25 protein-coding genes are annotated in these 23,462 nt (G+C 41.9%); 6 read left to right on the plus strand and 19 right to left on the minus strand.

The annotated features are described in order from the left end of the window. Positions 1-42: 42 nt before the first annotated feature. Entirely contained in the window at positions 43-399 is a 357-nt protein-coding gene (locus tag EX191_RS18275) for a hypothetical protein (RefSeq protein ID WP_164665634.1), read from the minus strand. An 81-nt stretch (positions 400-480) separates the two neighbouring features. On the opposite strand from EX191_RS18275, the gene EX191_RS18280 reads away from it, so the two are divergent. Together EX191_RS18280 and EX191_RS18285 are read left to right on the plus strand one after the other, a co-directional pair. Further along, positions 481-1,320, plus strand: coding sequence for a LysR family transcriptional regulator (locus EX191_RS18280; RefSeq protein ID WP_193448218.1), 840 nt, complete (start codon positions 481-483; stop codon positions 1,318-1,320). A gap of 306 nt (positions 1,321-1,626) precedes the next feature. Next, on the plus strand, positions 1,627-1,839 hold the full coding sequence (locus EX191_RS18285; protein WP_012842272.1) for a hypothetical protein: 213 nt from the start codon (positions 1,627-1,629) through the stop codon (positions 1,837-1,839). Positions 1,840-1,941: 102 nt separating this feature from the next. On the opposite strand, the gene EX191_RS18290 is transcribed toward EX191_RS18285, so the two are convergent. From EX191_RS18290 to EX191_RS18335, 10 genes are all read right to left on the minus strand, one after another. Further along, complete coding sequence (locus EX191_RS18290) at positions 1,942-2,331, minus strand: universal stress protein (RefSeq protein ID WP_012842271.1); 390 nt, start codon at positions 2,329-2,331, stop codon at positions 1,942-1,944. Between the two features lie 929 nt (positions 2,332-3,260). After that, positions 3,261-3,422: a YoaH family protein gene (locus EX191_RS18295; RefSeq protein WP_005394474.1), complete on the minus strand. Its 162-nt coding sequence runs from the start codon at positions 3,420-3,422 to the stop codon at positions 3,261-3,263. A gap of 42 nt (positions 3,423-3,464) precedes the next feature. Then, positions 3,465-4,586, minus strand: a complete 1,122-nt coding sequence (locus tag EX191_RS18300; RefSeq protein ID WP_046875459.1) for a conjugal transfer protein TraF — start codon at positions 4,584-4,586, stop codon at positions 3,465-3,467. 60 nt (positions 4,587-4,646) lie between these two features. Next, the gene (locus EX191_RS18305; protein ID WP_193448219.1) at positions 4,647-5,528 is read right to left on the minus strand and encodes a DUF2861 family protein; all 882 of its coding nucleotides are present in this window, start codon (positions 5,526-5,528) and stop codon (positions 4,647-4,649) included. A gap of 6 nt (positions 5,529-5,534) precedes the next feature. Then, positions 5,535-6,197, minus strand: a complete 663-nt coding sequence (vxrB, locus tag EX191_RS18310) for a response regulator transcription factor VxrB (RefSeq protein ID WP_005394480.1) — start codon at positions 6,195-6,197, stop codon at positions 5,535-5,537. Beyond that, entirely contained in the window at positions 6,172-7,626 is a 1,455-nt protein-coding gene (gene vxrA, locus EX191_RS18315; protein ID WP_005394482.1) for a sensor histidine kinase VxrA, read from the minus strand. The genes vxrB and vxrA overlap by 26 nt, the downstream gene beginning before the upstream one ends. 155 nt (positions 7,627-7,781) lie before the next feature. After that, positions 7,782-9,158, minus strand: coding sequence for a Re/Si-specific NAD(P)(+) transhydrogenase subunit beta (gene pntB, locus EX191_RS18320; protein WP_005394484.1), 1,377 nt, complete (start codon positions 9,156-9,158; stop codon positions 7,782-7,784). An 8-nt stretch (positions 9,159-9,166) separates the two neighbouring features. Then, complete coding sequence (locus tag EX191_RS18325; RefSeq protein ID WP_005394487.1) at positions 9,167-10,723, minus strand: Re/Si-specific NAD(P)(+) transhydrogenase subunit alpha; 1,557 nt, start codon at positions 10,721-10,723, stop codon at positions 9,167-9,169. Between the two features lie 435 nt (positions 10,724-11,158). Continuing rightward, positions 11,159-11,440, minus strand: coding sequence for an HlyU family transcriptional regulator (locus EX191_RS18330; RefSeq protein ID WP_012842269.1), 282 nt, complete (start codon positions 11,438-11,440; stop codon positions 11,159-11,161). A gap of 41 nt (positions 11,441-11,481) precedes the next feature. After that, a complete protein-coding gene (locus EX191_RS18335) occupies positions 11,482-11,850 on the minus strand; it encodes a late competence development ComFB family protein (RefSeq protein WP_005394489.1) in 369 nt (122 codons plus the stop codon). Between the two features lie 254 nt (positions 11,851-12,104). Between EX191_RS18335 and EX191_RS18340 the strand changes: the two genes are divergently transcribed. Further along, positions 12,105-13,343, plus strand: a complete 1,239-nt coding sequence (locus tag EX191_RS18340; protein WP_048625059.1) for a GGDEF domain-containing protein — start codon at positions 12,105-12,107, stop codon at positions 13,341-13,343. A 24-nt stretch (positions 13,344-13,367) separates the two neighbouring features. On the opposite strand, the gene EX191_RS18345 is transcribed toward EX191_RS18340, so the two are convergent. Then, the gene (locus EX191_RS18345; protein WP_193448220.1) at positions 13,368-14,360 is read right to left on the minus strand and encodes a Solitary outer membrane autotransporter beta-barrel domain; all 993 of its coding nucleotides are present in this window, start codon (positions 14,358-14,360) and stop codon (positions 13,368-13,370) included. Beyond that, positions 14,357-15,316 carry a GGDEF domain-containing response regulator gene (locus tag EX191_RS18350; RefSeq protein WP_167427511.1) on the minus strand — a complete coding sequence of 320 codons (960 nt, stop codon included), beginning with the start codon at positions 15,314-15,316 and terminating at the stop codon, positions 14,357-14,359. Before EX191_RS18350 ends, EX191_RS18345 begins: the two co-directional genes overlap by 4 nt. A gap of 273 nt (positions 15,317-15,589) precedes the next feature. On the opposite strand from EX191_RS18350, the gene EX191_RS18355 reads away from it, so the two are divergent. Beyond that, entirely contained in the window at positions 15,590-16,027 is a 438-nt protein-coding gene (locus tag EX191_RS18355; protein WP_005394495.1) for a DUF3069 domain-containing protein, read from the plus strand. Between the two features lie 71 nt (positions 16,028-16,098). Here the strand turns inward: EX191_RS18355 and modC are convergent, their stop codons facing one another. The 4 genes from modC to EX191_RS18375 all read right to left on the minus strand — a co-directional run bounded on the left by modC (position 16,099) and on the right by EX191_RS18375 (position 20,195). Then, positions 16,099-17,205 carry a molybdenum ABC transporter ATP-binding protein ModC gene (modC, locus tag EX191_RS18360; protein WP_193448221.1) on the minus strand — a complete coding sequence of 369 codons (1,107 nt, stop codon included), beginning with the start codon at positions 17,203-17,205 and terminating at the stop codon, positions 16,099-16,101. After that, entirely contained in the window at positions 17,205-17,891 is a 687-nt protein-coding gene (modB, locus tag EX191_RS18365) for a molybdate ABC transporter permease subunit (protein WP_193448222.1), read from the minus strand. Before modB ends, modC begins: the two co-directional genes overlap by 1 nt. 27 nt (positions 17,892-17,918) lie before the next feature. Next, on the minus strand, positions 17,919-18,674 hold the full coding sequence (gene modA / locus EX191_RS18370; RefSeq protein WP_085343792.1) for a molybdate ABC transporter substrate-binding protein: 756 nt from the start codon (positions 18,672-18,674) through the stop codon (positions 17,919-17,921). Between the two features lie 69 nt (positions 18,675-18,743). Then, positions 18,744-20,195, minus strand: coding sequence for a cobyric acid synthase (locus EX191_RS18375; RefSeq protein WP_193448223.1), 1,452 nt, complete (start codon positions 20,193-20,195; stop codon positions 18,744-18,746). 155 nt (positions 20,196-20,350) lie between these two features. Here EX191_RS18375 and EX191_RS18380 point away from each other — a divergent pair, with 155 nt between their 5' ends. Both EX191_RS18380 and EX191_RS18385 read left to right on the plus strand, forming a co-directional pair. Beyond that, on the plus strand, positions 20,351-20,725 hold the full coding sequence (locus tag EX191_RS18380; protein WP_193448224.1) for a YgiW/YdeI family stress tolerance OB fold protein: 375 nt from the start codon (positions 20,351-20,353) through the stop codon (positions 20,723-20,725). A gap of 153 nt (positions 20,726-20,878) precedes the next feature. After that, entirely contained in the window at positions 20,879-21,415 is a 537-nt protein-coding gene (locus EX191_RS18385) for a hypothetical protein (RefSeq protein ID WP_005394515.1), read from the plus strand. 113 nt (positions 21,416-21,528) lie between these two features. On the opposite strand, the gene EX191_RS18390 is transcribed toward EX191_RS18385, so the two are convergent. Both EX191_RS18390 and EX191_RS18395 read right to left on the minus strand, forming a co-directional pair. Continuing rightward, positions 21,529-22,212, minus strand: a complete 684-nt coding sequence (locus EX191_RS18390) for an ATP-dependent zinc protease family protein (RefSeq protein ID WP_005394517.1) — start codon at positions 22,210-22,212, stop codon at positions 21,529-21,531. Positions 22,213-22,223: 11 nt separating this feature from the next. Next, positions 22,224-23,411 carry an amino acid aminotransferase gene (locus EX191_RS18395; protein WP_168187765.1) on the minus strand — a complete coding sequence of 396 codons (1,188 nt, stop codon included), beginning with the start codon at positions 23,409-23,411 and terminating at the stop codon, positions 22,224-22,226. Between the last annotated feature and the right edge of the window lie 51 nt (positions 23,412-23,462).

Genomic DNA, 23,462 nt, shown 5'->3' on the forward strand with positions numbered 1-23,462 from the left:
GGCTATTCGTCGGCAGCGTCAGATGTGTATAAGAGACAGATTCTATACAATGTACCTTTCTGATAAACAGATTTTTTCGAATTTTGTATTGCAGTCTTCATATTTAAATATTCTCACATTTTTAACTTTATAATTTAAAGAATTATTTTCAAGTTCGATATTTATTATTGCTTTTGTCGATATTGAATGAGTCATTATCAATGATGCGCAATCGACAATTAAATTACCTGAATCCAACTTAGTAATTTCACGAGAGAGAATTTTTATTTTTAAATTTTCTTTTTCGTTATTTAAGTCGATTGAGTTAATTTCTTCAGGATATTTGTTTAACTTAATATCCAATATGGTTTTATCAAGATAGTAGTCTGCCATTATTTCATGACGGCTTTTAAATATCATTGTCCCCCTCCGTTGATGCAAGTTATACTTTCCCTCCCGTTAAAAGACAACGTGACTCAGAGTTGCAAAAAGGTAACAATCATGGAATTGATGAACAATGAGCTGGTCTGCTTTGCAGCCATTTGTAAACACCTCTCTCTTACAGAGGCATCAAAAGAACTTGGAAAGTCGAAAGCTCAAGTCAGCAGGCAGTTAGCGGCATTAGAAAAACAACTTGGTGTAACACTCGTCCACAGGACAACAAGAAAACTCGTTTTAACTGATCATGGTGAAAGCATTAGAGAGCTTGCCATCAAAACGTTAGAGAGCTTGCAGGAGTTAAATTACAGAGCTAGCTCGTTGAGTGAATGCATTAATGGAAAGTTTAAAATTACAATGCCCAACTCTATAGCCTCTTCTATTTTTGGCTCTGTTCTTAAAGGCTTACAAGAGCGATATCCAGCAGTGAACTTTGAAATATCATCAAGTAACAATGTTGAGAATTTATTAGAAAGCAACGTAGATTTAGCGATTAGGCTTAATAATATTATTGATGACACTCTGATTGCACATAAAATCGGTGATTATAACGATGTTTTAATATCTACAGTTAACAATGCCAATAACAACACGCTATTAATCTACAAGAATCACTCGAATAAGGAATCAATTAAAAAGCAGTACACTGACGTTATCGAAGTTGATAACACCTCTATTTTAATAAACTTTGTCTCTGAGGGGGTTGGGGTTGGCGTCATTCCAAATTACCTTGTAAAAGGTAACCATATAGACAACAATATCAAAATTTCACAAAATTTTGATATAGAACGCTCCATGTATATCGCCTACCCTTATCAAAACCCTTTACCAAGAAAGCTAGCTGAAATATCTACTTTTATTAGGTCTGAGTTATCAAAAATATTGAAAAATGAATCACTTTAGGATGGCTTTTCAGGTTTATAATTTTCCTTTGATAACTCATGAGGTCTAGCGAGAAGCTTTGTAACGTATTGTTTCAAAGAGCCTCGTTAGGCATTTATGAAAATCCCCAACTTTATGCTTGTTATCACAACATGAGATGCTATACCGTTTCATTATCAAGGCTTTGCGTGGAATAAATCACGTGGGTTAAACGATAGATTGACTTACATTAAAAATTTAATCGAAAGCAGCTTTATATTAAATTGATTTCATACCGTTCTGCGTGTATCTTCTACCCATATCCCCACAATAACCAAGGAGAATGCCATGGATAAGCTACTCGCGTCTGCACTAGAAATTAAGCAGCGAACTATGGTGACTGGCTTTTTTGCTAGAAATGGATTCAAAATTGCTATGACCGATTTTGATGATGTCACTTTTGAGCGAGAAGGTGTGCAAGTTAACGTGCATTTTGATTTACAGTCAAACGCAGAGTCTGCATCTATTTTATCCCAAGAGGCATCTGCCATTCCTGGTTAGTTATTTTGTTGTCAATCATACGCAAAGCCGAACGCAAACGTTCGGCTTTTTAATATGCGAAAAACGGGATTACAAAAGATGCGGCACAAACCTGCGTTACTGTCACTCATCCAAGTAAACAATCAATAAATCCGCTTCAACCTCATTCGCTACCCTTGGTACCGATGAAAAGAAACGGCTCAATAAATTATGATGATGACCGCAGACAACTAGGTCTATTCCCTCTTTTTTTACGATTCCCGACAATTTGATATGAAGGTCACCGATAACTGCCATCGTCTCGTGTACTGGATATAGGCATTTATCAGCGAGTTCTTGTAGCTCCTTTTGCAACTTTTGTTCTTCTTTCGGCTCCATGATCACACGATCAACATCCACATAAACGAATGAAAGTTTGGCGTTCGAGTTCTTTGCTTGAGTTATTGCTTTTTCGATAACGACTTGGCTAGATTGAGATAAATCAACAGCGACTAAAACGTGCTTGTAACTCATTCTTTCTCTCCTAGTTAGTTTTCATGTGCTTATAGTAAGTCTAGTTCACTAAGAGCGAATGCAATGTCTAAACTCATATTTCATGAAAATATTGGAGTTTGATATAAGAATGTGGAAACAGCCGAACGATCAGCTATCTAATAGCCATTGAAGGCTCGTGAAGTCAACTAGTGACTTAGGAACCGGTTATTGATATGTGGCCCATTTTGTTCTCCCTCCTTAAGATATACATAACTATGTAACTAACGCAAACAAACCCACGTTACGCCGTCACTACGCTTCTAAACCCTGTCAATTTCTATTGCAGCTTGTTTTATATTCCTAATTACAACGTCGCCTAGTTTAGTAAAACCACTTGGCAATAAGTAATTTTTTCGTGTAATCCATCGATCAAGATTAAGAGTTATTTCATAGACAACACTGAATTAAAGACAAGATTTAGAGTTAAAACAGAGTCCAACACTCCTATGTTCAACCTAAAACCGACATACGTCTGCGAGCACTTACTGTCTATATAACGTCAACTATATAACTATATTCAGATTTTATTTTTCTGTTACAACGTGTCTTTTTTATCTTTACAGCATAATCCTCTACTTGAAAACATACCCAATCACCATCTTGTAATTTAATTACACAAAAAGATGTTCGAAACATAACCGCAAGACAAAAAAACCAACACAAGTTACTGAATTTATTAATTTTAATTTAAAAGATAGCATTTCACCCCACATTCGTTCAAGCCAGAACGCATCAAGGTTAACTTAAACAAGTAAAATTTTACCAATTGCTTAGTACGGAATAGAGGAAGTTGAATAAATTGAAAGGTATAGAAATAACGTTACGACGTAACTACGTTAAGGTATGAAAATATTTGAGGATAAATATGAGGACCAAAAAAACAGGGCCAAAGCCCTGATATGAATTAATTAGTTTTGTTGCTGTTGTTTTTCTGCGTACTCAGATCGAATCTGTTCGGCAACAATTTTGATGGCTTCTGCTGTGCTTGTGCCCTTCGCCATCAATTCTTGAATTTTCTCTACAGCTTGTTGTTGCTCTTGGTGAGATAGAGGGGGTAAATCGTCAAACATAAAAAAGCTCCTCATTTTGAGGAGCAGACTATAACGATTCAATTAATAGGTCGCAAGGAAATTAATGGATGCCCCCATTGCGTTCTCGTTCGTGTACTGAGCAGCAATATCTAATTCGATCAACTTAAGTGGAGACAGTCCAATACCTGCAGTAATGGTACCTTCGTCGCTACTTCGAGCTAAGTTTTTCATATAACCCGCTCGCAATGCCATTTGACGCAAGATATCAAATTCAATACCAGCTCGAATCATTTGTGTATTATCATCAAAGGATGAAAAACGTTTTTCTTCATTAAGATCGTAGTCGACACTCATAGTAAAGTAATCGGCAACAACCCCTGCCCCGACCGTATATACGGGACGCATGCTGTATTCGTATGATTTTATCGTATCACTGCCATACATGAACGATTTTGTTTTAACGTCTCTTCCGATCAAGTTTTTTGCTGAAATACCGACACGATATGGGCCAAAGAACCAAAGCGCGCCCGCATCCAAGTTAAACATCGTTTCCGCTGTCTCATGTTCACGTAAGTCTTTGGTATCGAAATTCTGAAAACTCGTGGCGTAAGAGTACGTATAAATACGCTGAAGTTTAGGCGTAACACCAAATGAAAGGTGTTGATTCATAAAGTTGGTGTATTTAGCAAGTGATACACCTGCTTCAGCAACACCAATAGAAACACCTTGTACGTAGCTATCGTCTAACGGATTAGTACCTGACGTATCTACTTTTGGTTGTACGAATGATTCAGTGTATAACTTACCGTAAGCAGTTGCAGATAAAAATTTATTAGGAATACCTATAGCGACAACGCCACCAAGATCAAAGTCAGTTTTTTTTCCATCTATGGCATTCATCGATTTTTTGATTTCATCGACATCGGTCAATTTGCTGATGCGTTCGATTTCATCGACAAGATCATATTGATCATCGTAGTTACCACCAAAACTTGGCACGATCATTCCTGCATCGTCGTTTCGGCGATAAATTGCAGTAAGTGCGGGGTTGAAAAAAGGAGCAGTCAGATAAGTTGCTGATACCGTACCAACGCCCCCCATCGCATCGCTACGAGCTTCTATCGCATAAGTGGCAGCCGAAGCAACGTTTGCGAAAAGTGTGGTGGCAACAGAGGTGGCTAGAATTTTATATTTGGTTTTCATACTACACTTGTGATTTTGGTTCTTCCTGAACCTTTATCGGCACAAATGGTATTTCTTTAACTATTCTTCTTGGGAAAGATCATAGGTTCGGCTAATAGTTTGAGCTTGCTCAACAATTATATCGCCCTGCCAACGACGACTGTTGATACTCACTGCCAACACGTATCTATCATTTGGGACGCCCGCAAGCTCTAGTGAATTGGGATAGTTAGACTCGTACGTCTTTTTCCACATTTGCTCGTATTGACCATCAATGTAGTCATATAAACCAACTTCAAGTTGCGGTAATGGACAATGGGGATTACGAAGTGCGCTCTTTTCTACTTTCCAATTCTCTTTAGATGTCCAACGAACATATTGCGAAGAATTGGAATCTCCTAATATTACCCAAGTTCGATACTCTTGTTTATCTTTAGAAACAATAGTTAAGTGATACAAGCCTGCTTCAAGCTTACCCGTGAGGTTATAGCGTTTCGAATAACTACGCTCATTGGCTAATTCCGTACCGCTCGGCTGTTCTTCATAACTGAATGAACTGTCTGCGGATATAGAATCATCCACCCATCGATTAAATGAAATATTTTCGATGTCAGTTGTAGCTCTTAGCTTGATCACTAACCTAAATGTATCTCGCCCAGGGCTTTGGATAGTCTGACGAATAACGTTCACGCCACTTATCCATTCAGGCAGCGTTACACCAGTGAGAGACTTGCCACAGTTTTTAGATAGTGACTGACCAAGAAGGTCATTGAGATGAGGAGTCAAATCTTTACTTGGTTCCGTTTGCCACAGTTCAACAAGAGAGTTGAACATACCGGCAAGATCATCTTCAAGTAAGTGTTGATGTGCCTGCGTTAAAGGCGTGTTAGTTTGAAACCAGTCCATTGCATGGACTGGTGTCACTAACGCTAATGAGAGAACTACGGGGAGTAGTGTTTTCATTATGACTTATGCTTTCATCTTGTAGCCAACACCGCGAAGTGTTTCAATTTCCAGTCCTGGCAGTTTTTGACGAAGCTGCAATACGTGCGTATCCACAGTACGTGTTGTTGGGAAGTGATTATAACCCCAAACGTGGTCAAGTAGCTCATCACGAGTAAACACGCGACCTAAGTTCGACGCTAAAAATAGCAGTAGATCAAACTCTGTACGAGTTAACGTAATTAGCTCATCTTTATAGGTAACTTCACGAGTTGAACGATCAATTTCTAAGTCTTTTGTGATCACTTTATCAGCGCTGCTTTGCTCTGCTGAATCCGGTGCTCGTAGCTGTGCACGGATTCTCGCAAAGAGTTCCGCTTCAGCAAAAGGCTTCGTTAAGTAGTCGTTCGCGCCGGAATCAAGGCCTGCAACTTTATCTTTTACGGTAACAAGTGCCGTTAGCAAGATAACTGGTACGTCTTTAATCTGTTTCCATTCTGGGAGACATTGTACAGAGTCACCATCTGGGAGTTGGCGATCTAGAATAACCAAGTCAGCTTTTTTCCATTGTGGTTCTACGTCTGCAATACGTTCCACATGTAAACACTCATATCCTGCTTGTTCCAGGCTTACTAACAGGCCATCAGCCAAGTTTTTATCGTCCTCAACGAGAAGCAGTGTCTGTTTCACAAGGTATCTCCAATATAAAAGTTGTAGGTGGTCCCATCAGGGACATTTTTCCGCCCATGCGGCCTACCATAGATTCAACGATTGTTAACCCAAGTCCTAACCCGCTCTTACTGACGAACGGTTTCTTCAAATTTGCCCAATCTTTAGCCGTTAGGCCACCAGCATCTCGGACTTGGAATACTATTTTTTCTTCACTAGTTGAAACATCCAATTCAACCGGTGCAATACCGTACTTAAGCGCATTACGAAGCAAGTTATCGATACAAGTTCCTAACCAGTACACATTAACTTTAGCAGCCACATCTTCATTGATGTTGAAAAGCACGGCACTATCAAATTCTTCTTCGATCTTAAATTCTAACCAGTCTGCGACAGACGGAACCCAGTCTGTTGCAAGCATTTGGTTATCAGATTGCAAATAATCTTTACTCGCTTCTGCCAATTGACGCAAACGACGTGTATCTTCACACAATCTGCGAAACTCGTCATATACGCTTTCAGGTAGATGCTCGAACTCTCGGCGAAAGCCCTCAACCGTCAGTGATAGAGATGCAATAGGTGTTCTGAGCTCATGCGTTAAAATTTGCAACACAAGCATTCTACTACGGAGCTCTTCTCGCTTACTATTCCAGCGGTATACAGCCCAACCAATCACTAGAAGAATATTTGCGATTACCAGTATGATCATACTGATCCGCAAAACTTGTGAGTGATCTTCTACATCCCAACAAATATTGCCTCGTTTAACAAAGCAACTTTTGCTTTGAGACGCTAGAGCGTACGACAGACCCGCATTAGCGACGTTTTCTTCCCAGATATCTTTCTCGAAGACAAAGTAACGGTCACCACGTCGTAACCAAAGTTCGTTACCTTCGATAAACATGCTCGCGCCTGCAATCAAAGCATTAATGGCGTCGTCGTCCATGTTTTTCAAGCTTTCTAACAACTCATCCCCTTCCTCATTGTCACGCTCTTTAATATGCATGTATTGAGCAAGCTTGGGTTTGAGTTCTGGATACTTATCCACATAGCGTGCAGCATAAGTCCCACCACCAGGGTGAATGAGGCCACTACGCGAAAACCAACGTGGTGTCAGTTGCGTCCCTTTACAGATAGCTCTTGTAAATACTAACGGCTCAGTAATTAAAGGACTCAGTGGCAATTTACCACGACAAGTATTCGCTAAGCTGTAAAGCTGCTGTATATCTTTTAACGGATAGTCAGACGTTTGCGGCAGAAGCGAATCTGGCGCAAGTAACTTGGTAGGATAATTTGATTGCAGAATACGAATATCATACGATTTAAGAGCTACTTCATAATTAAATAGCTCTGTAAACGTATCTATTCTTTCTGGTAGTGAATCGGAAAATGCAGGTGCCGAAAAAAGCGGCAATACAGTTGCAAAACCGAGCAAAAACTTTTTAATCAAACTGTTACCGTCACTTGTTACATTAGCCAAAACTATACATCAATCTACAAGCAATTGACATCTGCTAACAGAAGGATTTGCATTACTATAACATTGAAACGGAACAAAAAAGGGCCAGCGATTGCTGACCCTGTATAGTTTTAAATCAAGAATGGTTAGAGTGCTTTAAAAATAGACTCAACACTTTCCTTCGCATCACCAAATAGCATTGATGTATTTTCTTTGAAGAACAGTGGGTTCTGTACACCTGCGTAACCAGTATTCATTGAACGCTTGAATACCACTACATTTTTCGCGTTCCAAACCTCCAGTACAGGCATACCAGCAATCGGGCTGTTCGGATCTTCAAGAGCTGCTGGGTTTACCGTATCGTTAGCGCCGATAACCAGTACGGTATCTGTTTCAGCGAAGTCATCATTGATTTCATCCATTTCAAGAACGATATCATACGGTACTTTCGCTTCAGCAAGTAACACGTTCATATGTCCCGGAAGACGACCTGCTACTGGGTGAATACCAAAGCGAACCTCAATACCTTTTGAACGAAGTACGTCAGTAATTTCATGCACTGGATACTGCGCTTGCGCTACAGCCATACCATATCCTGGAGTGATTATTACTGATTTTGAGTTCTTCAGCATTTCAGCGACTTCTTCTGCCGTTGTTTCGCGGTGTTCGCCCTGCTCTTCGTCACCTGAAATTACAATCTCTTGACCAAAGCCACCAGCAATAACACTGATAAACGAACGGTTCATGGCTTTACACATGATGTAAGAAAGAATCGCACCTGAAGAACCAACCAACGCACCTGTTACGATTAATAGATCATTTGCGAGCATGAAACCTGCTGCTGCTGCTGCCCAACCTGAATATGAGTTCAGCATTGAAACGACAACTGGCATATCAGCACCACCAATTGAAGCAACTAAGTGGTAACCGAACGCGAACGCAATCAATGTCATCACAATCAGAGCGAACATGCTGCCATCTGCTTTTACGAAGTAGATCATAAGAAGCGTAGAAATCACAACCGCTGCAAGGTTCATTTTGTGCTTGTGAGGAAGGTTAAGCGGCGAAGAAGAAATCACACCACGTAACTTACCAAATGCAACAATTGAACCCGTGAAGGTTACGGCACCAATGAAAACACCCAAGAATACTTCTACAAGGTGGATAACATGTTCAGCATGAGTTGCTGCTTCTGGCGCATCAAGGTAACTGTTGTAGCCAACTAAAACCGCAGCTAAACCTACAAAGCTGTGCAGTATCGCAACCAGTTCTGGCATTTCGGTCATTTCTACTTTCTTCGCATAGAAAATACCGATCGCCCCACCGATCGCCATCGCAATAATGATCCACCCAAAGCCTTGAGCATCAGGGCTGAAGATCGTCGCGATCAGCGCGATCGTCATACCTGCGATACCATAGTAGTTACCATTACGAGCGGACTCTTGCTTTGAAAGCCCCGCCAAACTCATGATGAAAAATAATGCAGCAACAATGTAAGCTGCTTGTACTAATCCTGCAGACATTGTAACTCCTATTTATCTTTGCGGAACATTTCAAGCATACGCTTGGTGACGGTGAAACCACCGAAGATATTGATGCTGGCGATCAATACAGCAATAAAGGATAGGAATGAAACGACCCCATTACCTTGCCCAATTTGCAGTAATGCACCAACCACAATAATGCCGGAGATAGCATTCGTTACCGACATAAGCGGAGTATGAAGTGCATGGGTAACATTCCAAACCACGTAGTAGCCGACAACACAAGCTAAAACAAATACAGTAAAGTGAGAAAGGAACGCTGCCGGCGCAACCGATGCAATCCAAGCAAAAGCACCTACTGCCGCGGCTACACCAATAATTTTCTTCGTTGGAGAGGTAGGTTCTTCTACTTTAGGCTCTGGTTTCGCAGGTTGCTCTTGTTTCACTTGCGGCTGCGCTGAAACCTGGATTGGTGGCGCAGGCCATGTAATTTCACCTTCTTTAACCACGGTGACACCACGGATAACAACATCTTCGAAATCAATATTGATGTTACCGTCTTTTTCTTTACACAGCAGTTTTAGAAGGTTAACAAGGTTTGTCGCGTAAAGTTGAGAAGATTGCGTTGGCAAACGGCCGACCATGTCAGTGTAACCAACAATTTTTACGCCATTATCTGTCATGATAACTTGGTCTTTCACAGTGTATTCACAGTTACCGCCATTAGCAGCTGCCAAGTCAACAATGACACTGCCCGCTTTCATGCTGTCGACCATTTCCTTGGTGATCAGCTTCGGAGCAGGTTTGCCAGGGATTAGTGCCGTTGTAATGATGATATCAACATCTTTAGCTTGCTCTGCATATAACTCTGCCGCTTTTTTGTTGAAGTCATCGGACATTTCTTTTGCGTAGCCGTCACCAGAACCAGAGTCTTCTTGGAAATCCACGGTCAGGAACTCTGCTCCCATGGACTCAACTTGTTCTTTTACTTCTGGGCGAACGTCAAATGCACGAACAATAGCCCCTAGGCTACCCGCAGCACCGATTGCAGCCAAACCAGCCACACCCGCACCAGCGACCAATACTTTCGCTGGTGGTACTTTACCGGCAGCCGTGATTTGACCTGTAAAGAAACGACCAAACTCATGAGCTGCTTCAACAACCGCACGATACCCAGCGATGTTAGCCATCGAAGAGAGCGCGTCTAAGGCTTGTGCACGAGAGATACGAGGAACAGAATCCATGGCAAGAACGTTAATGTTCTTACTTGAAAGTTGTTCCATCAACTCTGCGTTTTGAGCAGGCCAAATAAAGCTAACAAGTGTTGCACCATCTTGTAGTAGTGCGATTTCGTCAATGCCTTGTTCTTCATCTACGATTGGCGCATTAACTTTTAGAATAAGACCAGATGCCCAAACTTCTTCACTAGAAACGATTTTCGCACCAGCAGCTTCATAAGCAGCATCATCGAAACTCGCAAGCACCCCCGCTTGGGATTCAATCGCGATATCGAATCCCAACTTTATTAACTGCTCAACCGACTTCGGCGATGCAGCTACTCGCGATTCACCCGCAAGTATCTCTTTAGGTACACCGATTTGCAAAACGCATACTCCTTGTATACATATCAATAAATTAGTCCCAAAACAGAGCGTAGCTCTACTCTAACTCTTTTTTATTTCTATCTGTTTACCACGCAAGACAATTGCAAACGAAAGATGGTGTTTGGGGCCACCCATTTGCACAATAACACCTTGACTAACAGCCCTGTTATTATTCTGTTTGTATCGAACGCGTCTCATTACTTCAAGTGTTTTGTAATTTAAATACTAAATTTCATTACATATAACGCTAAGTAATGAATGATTGTCGCTCTGAGCACGAAAAATAACAACGCCATGCCTTACTAGGCTGAGGTCTAACCAGATCATAATTAAATGCTGACTTAACAAACATTTAAGCTCTAAAAAAGAAAGAGCCATCAGCATATACACTAATGGCTCTTTTTAAGATGATTGGAATCAAGTTGCGGTGAATTGTTAGTCGAAGATTTTATCGCCCATTTGATCGATAAACATTTGAGATTTCTTCAACATAAGTTCATTGGCATCTTGTTCCGAGCCGAGCAAATCTGAACGAATAAATCGATGCGTTTTTACTTCATCGTCGTATTGCTTTTCTATTCGACCAGCAATGCGGTATTGCCCACCCTCTGAAAGGCTCTCTTGGTAAATAAGGAAACCTTTGTACTTAACTGGTTCCACAGTTTTTACTTCAGCAGTCTTTTCACTACCACCAAACAAACGCGAAAAAAATCCCACGGTTCCTCCTTGGGTAAGCTCATCGATAGATTAAGCTTGTATCACTTAATATTGACATTGAGGATTGGTTTTTCATACCAGTCCAATTCTTTGTCTTCATCATAACTGGTATGGGTAAAAATTACAGGTACATCATGATCTCGGTTTTTACGCCGGTCTTCTTTCACCATTTCTGCCGCGTTCTTCACCGCGATATCCGCACTTTGCTTAAATTGGGTGAGCTTTTGTTCCGGAAGCGAAGATAAAAAATCAATATCATGACGAATATAGACGGGTTTGAGCTGAATAAGTGCAAGGCACGCAATATCTGCGAGCTGCTCGTTGTCATACTGCTCTACAAACTGAGGCAAACTGAGCACTTGTCCAACAAGTGTTTCCATGTAGTTATGCACATCTGAACTTATCTGCATTGGCAAATCTCCCTTGATCTATGAAAACAAGTATAGCAACGACTTGTTTATAACAACTTATTGATTGCTCTTAATTTAATCAATCTCTCTCTTTTTGTCGTAATGTCTCCCAAAATACTTGGGAAAATGAGCAAATAGACGTATTCTTGCTAGTTCTCGAAGCATGAAAATCGATAGCAGATTAATATCTATATTGATGAAACGCTTAACCTAACCAATTATATAAGCAACTATTTTCAGGCAATTTGTAATAGATGTCCTCATCATCAATGACTTCATCAGGCTTTCGGTTCCTTTTCCCATTTATGTTGCTGGGATTAGTGAGTTCGAGCATGAACAACATCATTCAGATGACTCAGTCAAACTGGGGTATTGCCGCAAATTTGCCGTACATACTGTTAGGCTGTGCACTGCTCCTTTGCTATTCATTTAAGCAAGGTAGGGAGTCAATGGTGTGCTTAGCGATGTTACTGGCCTATTTCGTGATACAGCACAGGCTACAAGTCCCACTTCAAAGTGGTACAGCCTTACTTGAGTTGACCATTTTAGCCACGCTACTTCCTGTTTCTTTTCTTGCGGTATTTTTGTTTAGTAAAGACGGTTTCGACTCAAGAGCCATGTTTACTTACCTCTTGATGTTAACGATGTTCGTTCTTTGGTCTTACCTTACGTTAGCGTATTACGTTGAAGGTGGGTTTGAACAATGGACAAGCGGCATTTTATTTATCGTACCTACGGTTTCTAAACTGCCTTTTATTCTAGTTTTATATTGTGTGGGTATTGTCTGCTTCCTCGGAATTCTTGTTTTAAAGAAGAATGAAATCATCCATGCTATGACCTACTCTGCAATGGTGCTGGCGTCCGCGACGTTCATTTTCTTTGATGTGCAATACATATCTAGCACCATGTTTACCCTAACGGGATTGCTTATCATTATTTATGCTGCCTCTGCCAGCCATCAATTGGCTTTCACAGATAGCTTAACGCGGATCCCGAGTAGGCGCGCACTCGACCTTGACTTAAAACACATGGGCAAAAAGTTCACGATCGCAATGCTTGATGTTGACCACTTTAAAAAGTTTAACGATACCTACGGTCACGATACGGGTGATGACGTATTAAAAATGGTCGCTTCGCGTCTAACTAAAACTCCCGGTGGCGCAAAAGTATATCGATTTGGCGGAGAAGAATTTACCATCGTCTTTAAAGGCAAGTACGCAGATGAGTGTAAAGAGTTTTTAGAAGAAGCACGTAAATCCATTGCAGAGTATGAGATGATTTTACGTGATGAAGAATCCCGCCCAGATAACCATAAACAAGGTCAAAAAAAGCGTGGTAACGACAGTTCGAGGAGAAAGTCAGTCTTTGTTACCGCAAGTTTCGGAGCGGCCGACAGCAAAAACGGTCAAGCACCTCAGGACGTGATTAAGTTAGCGGACGAAGCGCTTTACAAAGCGAAAAAAGCTGGACGCAATTGCGTGAGGCTTCATTAATACCCCAGAGCGAAAGTTAGCTGACTAATCTTGATTAAAGAACAAGACTAAGCTTCCTCCTTTTAACGCACTGCCATAATTGATCGTTAATCCGATCCCGATATTATCTATCCAATCGGAGTCAAATGGTGGTGTCATTAACCATCCAACACTAGCTTCGTAGTAGTGTACAGTATTCATGGGTTTTCTTGTATCACCACCAATATCAACTCGATTGAAGCTCGAATACACTGACTGCACAGTATCTCCAATGTGGGTAAAATCATAAAACACCTTTATTCCATTGACCCAATACCAGCCTTCCGGATTGCCAATATCACCATTATTTGCTTTACCCCAGCCAGTGCCATAAAAATAGTGAGGAGCCGACCAGAGGTACCATTTCCCCCACGATTCATGCTCTAGGTATTTGAGCTTTGTGTTGACTTCTCCAACAACGGCCCAAGCACTGGTGTTTAGGTATACATCTTCTAGAAATGGTTTTAGGTCATTCAGTGCATTACTACGATAACTATAATCGTTTTGATAGTACATTAAGTGTGAGCCGATTGCGCCACTAAGCGTTAGTTTGTCTGTGAGGTATTTTTCTCCAGCAAACTCAATATATCCGCCCATGACTAACTCTTTACTTTTATCTGGAATCTGTCCTTTTTGGTCTACATACACATCTTGCTCTGTACTTAAGGCATAAACTCGGCCATTTAATAGGTAGTGAGTTTGTATTCCCTCTTGTTCAAACAAATCAAAACTAAATGGTAGCGTTGATACAGCGATCTTCTTTCTGAGATCAACCGAATCTTGAGTACCAATGTCTTCGTTATCTATGTTGAAGTATTCGTTCGGATCGAAATCATGAAATCCTACCGTAAAGACATCGCTATCTGACAGAACGCTCCCAATAGCAAAGTTCCTTTCATACTCTTTTTGTATCTGATCTTGAATCGAATTAGCCTTAGAACATAATGAGAAAAGTGACAGTGTAGCTAAGGCGTAACTATTGATAACAGCTTGTTTCAACTTGTATTTACCACCGTATGTGTATTTCTTCCTAAAGACTTTGAGGTATACAACGCTCTATCCACCGTCGCATACAAATCAGACTGCTGCTCTTTTCCCGTTGGTTGAAAAACAAAAACACCCTGTGACACTGTCACTCTACTAGACACACTAGAATACTCATGTGGGTAATCCAGAAAATACATGGCCTCTTGTATACGTTCTGCTTCTCTCTCTGCGGTTTGGGCGTCTGTGCAACCCAGTAACACCACAAACTCTTCTCCGCCATAACGCCCTACGTATTCGCCAGAGCGACAAAATGTTGCTTTAAGTTGGTTCGCAATGGCTTGCAAGCAACGATCTCCTTCTATATGACCGTAATTATCATTAAAGGGTTTGAAAAAATCGACGTCCAATAAAATCAAAGCCATTGGCATGTTGTGACGGCCATGCCATGCAACCATCGATTCTAACTTATGATCGATATAACGACGGTTATAGAGTTTGGTTAAGCCATCTTCATTCGCTTGCTGGGTCAAAAGTTGATTCACTTTCTCCAACTGAGCTGTCGCTTGTTTAAGCTCTCGTCTCATATGGGCAATACGCTGCATTGCGATAAGCTTAGAGTTCAGTACGAGTTTATCTACGGGTTTAATTAAATAATCATCACCGCCGGCCTCTATGGCTTTTGCAATCATTTCTGGCTCTTCGTGACTGCTCAGGAAAATTATTGGGATCCAGTCGGGAAAGGTTTCTCTGATATGAAGAGAGACTTCAAAACCGTTCATATCTGGCATCGATATATCGAGTAATACCAGTTCAGGATCAAAACTCTCGTAGGTGTTTAGTGCTTCTAGCCCACTACCCACCGCTTTTACAATATGTCCAAGTTGCTTAAGACGAATAGCCAACTGCATCCTATCTAGCTGAACATCGTCAACCAGGAGGATTCGCATTGATGTCCCTGTCGGTTGCATAACGCGTTCCATTTCTTATTTTGTCTTTATTAAACATATACCATACTCAAAGAGTTGTTGCATTCGACTCATAATTAAGTGCTATATTTTTGTTTAAATATCACGGAATCAATTGTCTATAACGATTACACTGAAAATTGCCCTACCAAAACATGACCAACGAACGTTAGTTCAACAAACTCACGTGTTCTGGTCATCTTGCGGACACATGGGTATAGCTATTTGATGCATTTGGTATTAATATTCCCGCCTTTTTGTAATGAGAGACACACCATGTCAGAAGCAACTAACAGCGAAAGCAAAAAAATCGATCTAGCAACCATTTCTCCTGAACTACGTAAAGTTATCGAGTTTGACGAAGTTCCAGAGCAAATGTTCGAAATGGTTACCTCTATCCATGAAGTGTCTGAAGAAGCAGTGCGTGAGTCTTGGGACGAAATGCCTGCAAGTGCTCAGAACATTCTAGATAACTTCGAGCAATTTCATGCTCTAGTTTCTGTTGGCCAAGCATTTGCTGGTATCAACGTGATGGAAGAATTCCCTACTCTTAATCTGCCAGAAAACATGACAGATGAAGATAAAGAAGAATACCGCGCTCAATTACTTGATAATGTGCTTCACAACTGCGTGAAAGACATGGTTAAGCAACTTAAGAAAGCACGTCGCGACCCACTTCTTAAACGCGAATTCAAAGAAGTGTTCGCAAAATAACGTTTTTCCGACAAAATAAAGGCCGCGTTTGCGGCCTTTTTTGATCATTAAGCGTGCGTAGCTTTAAACGATTAATGCGGCGCTAATGCCACGTCTTTTTGCGTGACACTGACACCTTTAATTTGTGCGAATACACTATCACCTGCCTTTAAGTCGAGATCATCAAGCGCCCAAGGTGTTATCGTTGCCCACAAATAACATCCCTCATCTAGCTTTAGCGATACATTAATACTCTGTTTATCATCAGCCGCGTTAAACACCTCGATTGAATCGACCGTCGCAGGCAGGATATTTCGAATAGAAGTCGCCTTAGGTTGCTCTAGCGTAATAGAAACGTCGTTGGCACGCACTTGTAAGCGAATTGGCGTCTCTGGCTCACCATCAATCTTTTGCACCCATAGTGATGCATTAGGTGCAAGGCTGACACAAGTCAGCGCATAACGCTCATGATGTTCAGCAATTCGGCCTTCAAATAAGCTGCTTTGATCCGAGAAAGACTGCCATGGACGCATCGCATGAGAAGCCCACACCTCTTCAAGCTTACCTGAACTCGTAATTTTACCTTGATCGATAATAGCGAGGTGTTGCGCGAGTCTTAAGATCTCCTGCAGGCTATGCGTGACATAGATAATCGGAATATTAACCTTATCCGACAATTCCTCCAGAAATGGCATCACCTCACGTTTTCTCGGCATATCAAGCGACGCAAGTGGTTCATCCATCAAAAGCAAGTTGGGTTTTGATAGTAATGCGCGCGCAATCGCAACACGTTGCTTTTCACCACCAGACAGTGAGATCGGGAAGCGCTTTAGTAACGGTTTGATAGACAAGAGTTCGGTGACTGCATCAAAGTACTCGTCATCTTTTTCTTTAACGCCATACAACAAATTGCCTTGAACCGAATAGTGAGGAAATAAACGTGAATCTTGAAACACGTAACCAATGCCGCGCTTGTGTGTTGGTAAGTTGATCCCCTTTTCACTATCAAACAAAACGTGATCACCAATCGCAACATGTCCCAGCTTTGGTGCAACTAATCCGCTGATGATATTAATTAACGTGGTTTTTCCCGCACCAGATCGCCCAAACAAAGCGCTAATTCCGTTACAAGGTAACTCAAGTTTAATGTCGAAATCAGTATCACCAAGCATTTGTTTAAATTGAACTTTAATCGTCATTACTTCGCACCCAATCGACTTGCCGCTTTGCGATTTAGCCATTCAGAGATCATTAATGTAGACAAAGCTAGCGCGATAGAAATGATACATAGGCGAGCCGCCTGCATTTCCGCACCTGGCGTTTCAATAAAGTTGTACATTGCCAGTGGAATCGTTTGGGTCTCTCCCGGAATGTTAGAGACGAAACTGATCGTCGCCCCGAACTCACCAAGACTACGAGCAAAAGACAGCATCGTCCCAGTAATAATTCCGGGAATGGTCAGTGGTAACGTAATGGTGAGAAAAACTTTTAAAGGAGAAGCGCCTAACGTTGAAGCGGCATGTTCCAGTTTTGGGTCGACGTTCTCTAAACTTAACCGCACAGACCGAACCATCAAAGGCAAGGCCACGACAATACAAGCGACTACTGCTCCTTTCCAATTAAAGCTAAAGACTAGCCCTACATGTTCATAGAGCCACTTTCCAAGAAACCCTTGCCGCCCAAGAGAAATCAACAACAAATAGCCGATAACCACTGGCGGCAATACCAGTGGTAAATGAATTAAGCTATCGAGGATCGATTTACCGAAGAACGTTTTTCGAGAAAGTAGACAAGCAAGAAAAACGCCGAGAGGAATGAGCCAAAGTACTGCGTACGCGCCCACTTTGAGGCTTAACATTAAGGCTTGGTATTCCAGTTCTGTCACGCTTCGTTCCTATGATTGAAAGCCGGTTTATTGCTGAAAGCCATATTGAGCAAAAACGCGTGCGGCTTCGTCCGATTTTAGGTACTGGAAGAACTGCTCGGACTCAGTAGAATCATTCACAACCGCAGCCGGATAAACAATGGCCGCATGCGTATCACTCGCGAATTCACCAACAATTTTGACTTTGTCGGTTAACTGCGCATCAGTTTTGTAGACCACGCCTAAAGGTGCTTCTCCACGTTCAACCAACGCCAAAGCTAGGCGCACATTCTTTGCTGGTGCGATTTGAGTTTGAATCTCTTTCCATACACCCAGTGTAGTCAGTGATTCTTTCGCGTACATACCAGCAGGCACTGACGTCGGATTGCCTAACGCAAGGCGATTTCCATGCAATGCCTTTTCCCATGCTGTTGCATCAGAGAAGTTAAATGAGGTTAATTCTGAAGACTGAGGCGCAATCAACACTAAGCTATTGCGCACCAAGCTTGTGACATTGTCACGAGAAATAACGTCTTTATCGACCAAATAATCCATCCATTTTGTATTCGCAGAAATAAATATATCCGCTGGTGCGCCGTTGATAATTTGTCGAGCGATAGAAGAAGAACCACCATAAACGGGAGTGATAGAAACGTCATACTTTTCTTCAAAGTTTTGTGCGATTTCGTCGATCGCATTCGTCATCGAAGACGCCGCATACACTTTGAGGTTCGTAGCTGCGTTAGCTGAAAATGAAATGCTTAATATTGCCGCGAGGCAAGCATGCGTTTTCCATGCTTTCATAGAGAAACTCCAATACAAGGCAAGCGAAAGAACTGGTTATTTGGGTAGAAAGTTCAATCAGTTAATGTGCTATTTAAACAAAAAATCAAGGTTCATATGTTGTTCTATCGCATCTGCAATACGATTAATTCCTTGCTCCTTTAACTCTTCAAAGTCTTGTTGTTTGATTTGAGTGCCGTTTACCCACTCTGACACCAGGCTTAAGACATCTGCCTCATCAAAGAACCCGTGAAGGTAGGTTCCCATGATTTGGCCACACTTGCTGCTAGCCCCCTCTGCTTCACCGGTACTCAATGTAAGAGGTTGAACGCCCTGCACTTCACTCTGTCCTACGTGGATTTCATAACCCTTTACATTGGCTGTTTTGCCGTTAAGAGAAAGCTGTGCTTGTGTGTTTGTAAGCTGTTTGCTGTTAGTTAGCGTCGTAGTGATATCAAGCAAGCCAAGTCCTTCGCTTTGACCTGGTTGGCCTTCGACGCCGTTTGGATCATCAATCAAGTTTCCAAGCATCTGGTAGCCGCCACAGATACCAATCACTTTTCCACCAAGACGAATATGACGTAATATATCGTTATCCCACCCTTGGCTTCTTAGATACTCCAGATCGTCTCTCACAGATTTGGTCCCAGGCAAAATAACCAGGTCGGCTTTATCTATTTTTTCGCCTTTACCTACATAACGTAGATTGATGTCTGGATTCAATCGCAGCACATCAAAATCAGTATGATTACTAATCCGGGTTAAAACAGGCACAACAACATTCAGTTTTACCTCAGAGTGCAACTCTTGCTGCGCAGTGATCGCGTCTTCTGCTTCTAAATTCAAACCATGGAGAAAAGGAAGTACACCAAGTACAGGTTTACCTGTTTTTTCTTCTAGCCAATCGAGGCCCGATTGCAATAAACGAATATCACCTCGAAAACGGTTGATAACAAATCCTTTTACTCGCGCTTGTTCAGATTCAGAAAGTAACGCAAGTGTTCCGTACAAATGTGCAAACACTCCACCACGATCAATATCAGCAACAATGATCACTGGTACATCAGCGGCCTCAGCAAAACCCATGTTTGCAATATCGCCTTCTCGTAAATTGATTTCAGCAGGACTCCCCGCGCCCTCGATAATGATCGAATCAAATTCTTGAGTCAGACGAGAGAAGGAATCTAACACCGTGTCCATCGCCACTTTCTTGTAATCATGAAAGCCAGCCGCATCCATATTGGAAATCGCCTTACCCTGCAAAATGATCTGAGCACCTGTATCACTGTTAGGTTTAATCAAAACCGGATTCATATGTACGGTTGGCTCAATATTACACGCCTGTGCCTGAACGGCCTGTGCTCGACCTATTTCACCGCCATCTTTGGTTACCGCACTATTTAGTGCCATGTTTTGTGGCTTAAATGGGGCAACATTTATCCCTTTTCTTGCTAATACACGGCATAAACCTGCCACAAGGACACTTTTTCCGGCATCCGAAGTGGTGCCTTGAACCATTAAAGATGGGATCGCTGATTTCATGAACATTTGTAAGGAATAGAGGAAGATGAACAATCATAACGTCATCGTCCCCACTTACTCAAGCAAATGAATAGAATATGAATGTTGAAATCATCATTGGTTCAAACAAGCCCTGTTTTAATGAACCCATCAAAACAAACCGATGAGGATGTAACATGAAAAAGAATACAATTATCGCAACAATCGCCGCCTTAGCTATTGCTCCTTCTATCGCGTTCGCGAAAGATAACGCTCAAAACCAATCAAACTTGCAGTTTAACGGTCCTGTCACTGTGGAGAAATTGGACGCCTTGCTAAACGACTCCAATATGTTTACTGAAAAAGATGTGGTCGTTGAAGGTAACTTATTGCGTCAAGTTCGCGCGGATAAGTTTGTCTTTAGCGATGGTTCCGGTGAAGTGATGGTCGAACTGGATGACGATATTCAGCTAAATACTCCGATTGATCACACGACTAAAGTCCGTCTGTTTGGCGAATTTGAAGGCGGAAATAAGCCAGAAATTGAAGTCGAGCAACTGGTGATCATGTAAAACACCCCCGATTGCTTTGGATATCAGCATGATGTGGTGAGCATTACAGCTAAATGGTGACGGCAAGCACTTAAAATGATAGCTTCATCAATCTTGGTCTGCTTTTTGCAGACCATTTTTTTGTTCATTTTAATCATCTTGCCCGGAGACACCATGCTAGGTAAAGCTCTAAAGGTTGCAGCCTTTGGTTTGTGCGCTGTTTTGCCACTTTCCGCACATGCAAATAATTTCAACTACAACACGATGGAATTTCGCATGGGCACTAGCCCTGGTACATTTGGTGGCGAGTTCAATACCTACTTTACAGAAAACACCCACTTCATTGCTCGCGCAGACAGTGAGTTTAGCGGAGACTGGGACATTGCTGGTGGTATTGGCTTTAACGGCCCAGCAGGCCAATTTGCAGATATTTATGGCCAAATGTTGGTACACAACATTAAAGAAAACGGCAGTGATAAAGTGGGTGACGAGTGGCGCACTGAGGTGAATATTGGTACTCGTATTTGGTTCATGCAAAATGTTGAGCTACATGCCCGTATCGGTCAAATAATGGATAACGACGATTCCAATACCGTTTATAATTTTGGCGCAAGATTCCACTCTACTCAGCAACTATCACTTGGCGCGGATTTCAAAAATAATGGTGTCTATGGCCAACAAATTGTGATGTCTGCTCGTTTTGCATTTTAATTAAGTAACTAAGCAGTTGCATTAATAAGTGTGTGATTCAATAAAAATGGCCTCCGGTTTCGGAGGCCATTTTTGTTAAGTACCGATTGTTAGCCGGAACTAGTAACAAGGCATTAATTTTTGCCGGATTTTTTAGGTTTATCTTGGACATACTTTTTCGATACATCCACAACGGCGATATCTCTAAAAAAGCTTCGACCAAGTAAAATTGGAAACTTCATATGCCCACGCTCAGCTAACGTAAACTCAGTCTTTTCTTTGTGGTCACCGACGGTAATATACGCTTTTACTACCGCTCGTTTATCCACCTCTTCTGACGATGACTGCTTGATTTTAGCCCAGCGCTCTACAGGTACTTTAAACTCTTTAGTTTCTTTATCGCCCAAGTCGATCTTAAACTGAACCCAATCTTTACCATCACGCTCAAACGGAACAATGTCTGTCGCGCTAATTGATGATGTTGTCGCCCCTGTATCGACCCTAGCTTTGAAGGTTTGATCAATTTCAGGAACGTAAACCCACTCTTCAGAACCAAGAATCAACATGCCGTCTGGTGTCTTTGTCACTTTGGCTGGTTTTGTCGGTTTTGGCTCGGGCTTTTTCTCAGGTTTTACTTCAGGCTTAGGCTCAACCTCAGGCGTTGGATCAACCTCTGGTTTCACTTCTGGCTCTACTTTGACAGGTTCTTCGACCTTCGGCGACTCAGGCTCAGCAGGTTCCGGCGTCGTTTGAGTTGACGTACAAGCAATTAAACTGCCGCTCATCATAAGCGGCAGAATCAGTTTCCAGTTTTTCATCCACACTCCAATTAAGCTTGAGATACTTTCTTAATTGCGTCCGCTACGTATGGAATATGAGTTTCGGTAAGTCCAGCGATGTTAATTCGACCATCGCCAACACCATAAATGCCATAATCTTCACGCAGTTGCGCCATTTGGTTTTCACTAAAGCCTAGCACAGTAAACATGCCTTTGTGACCCTCAATGAAGTCAAATTGATCGGTATTATGGTTGTTTCTCAATTCGTTACACAAACTTTGACGAAGACTAACCAAACGATGTTGCATTTCACTCAACTCTTGCTTCCAAACGGAAGTCAGGTTGTCATCTTGAAGAATCGTCTTAACCAAAGCCGCTCCATGATCGGGTGGCATCGTGTAAGTAGAACGCGCTAACGTAAGTAACTTGCCTTTTGCGTTGGCCACGTCTTGCATGTTCTTACCAACGACAATCGCCGCACCTGTGCGCTCGCGATATAGGCCAAAGTTCTTCGAACATGATGTCGTAATTAACATCTCTTCAACGTTATCTGCCATGAAGCGAAGCCCTTTTGCGTCTTCCTCTAGGCCATCACCAAAGCCTTGGTAGGCAATATCAACAAATGGTGTGAAACCGTTCTTCTGTGACAATTCCGTAATGGCTTGCCAAGCAGAAAAATCGATATCTGCGCCTGTTGGGTTGTGACAACAACCATGCAGCAATACAACATCAGAAGGCCCTGCTTTCGCAAGATCATCCATCATTTTTGCTGTGTCTACTTGTTTCGTTTCTGGAGAAAAGTAATGGTAGAACTTAACTTTAAGACCTGCCGCTTCCATCACTGGTTTATGGTTTACGTAGCTAGGGTTTGAAATCCAAACCGTCGTATCTGGCTGTGCGACCTTCATCAGGTCACCTAACATACGCAGCGCACCACTTGCACCTGGCGTTTGAATGGCAGCAACACGATCTATTGCTGACGTTCCCGTCAGTAGCAAATCGATCATGCTTTTATTAAATTCTTCGCAACCCGCAAGACCAACATAAGATTTGGTTTTTTGAGTTTCAACAACGACATCCTGCGCCATTTGAATGGCTTTCATGATCGGCGTTTCGCCTGCGCTGTTCTTATAGACGCCAATACCAAGGTCAACCTTGTTTGGACGGTCATCGTTACGGTATGCAACGGATAGAGATAAAATAGGATCTAATACGGGAGTTGGGAGATTAGAAAACATGAAAGTCATAACCCTTTGAAATTCAAGTACCGAACCTCACGTTAACACCAT

It is taken from the genome of Vibrio chemaguriensis (genome assembly GCF_012275705.1).
GTDB lineage: Bacteria > Pseudomonadota > Gammaproteobacteria > Enterobacterales > Vibrionaceae > Vibrio > Vibrio diabolicus.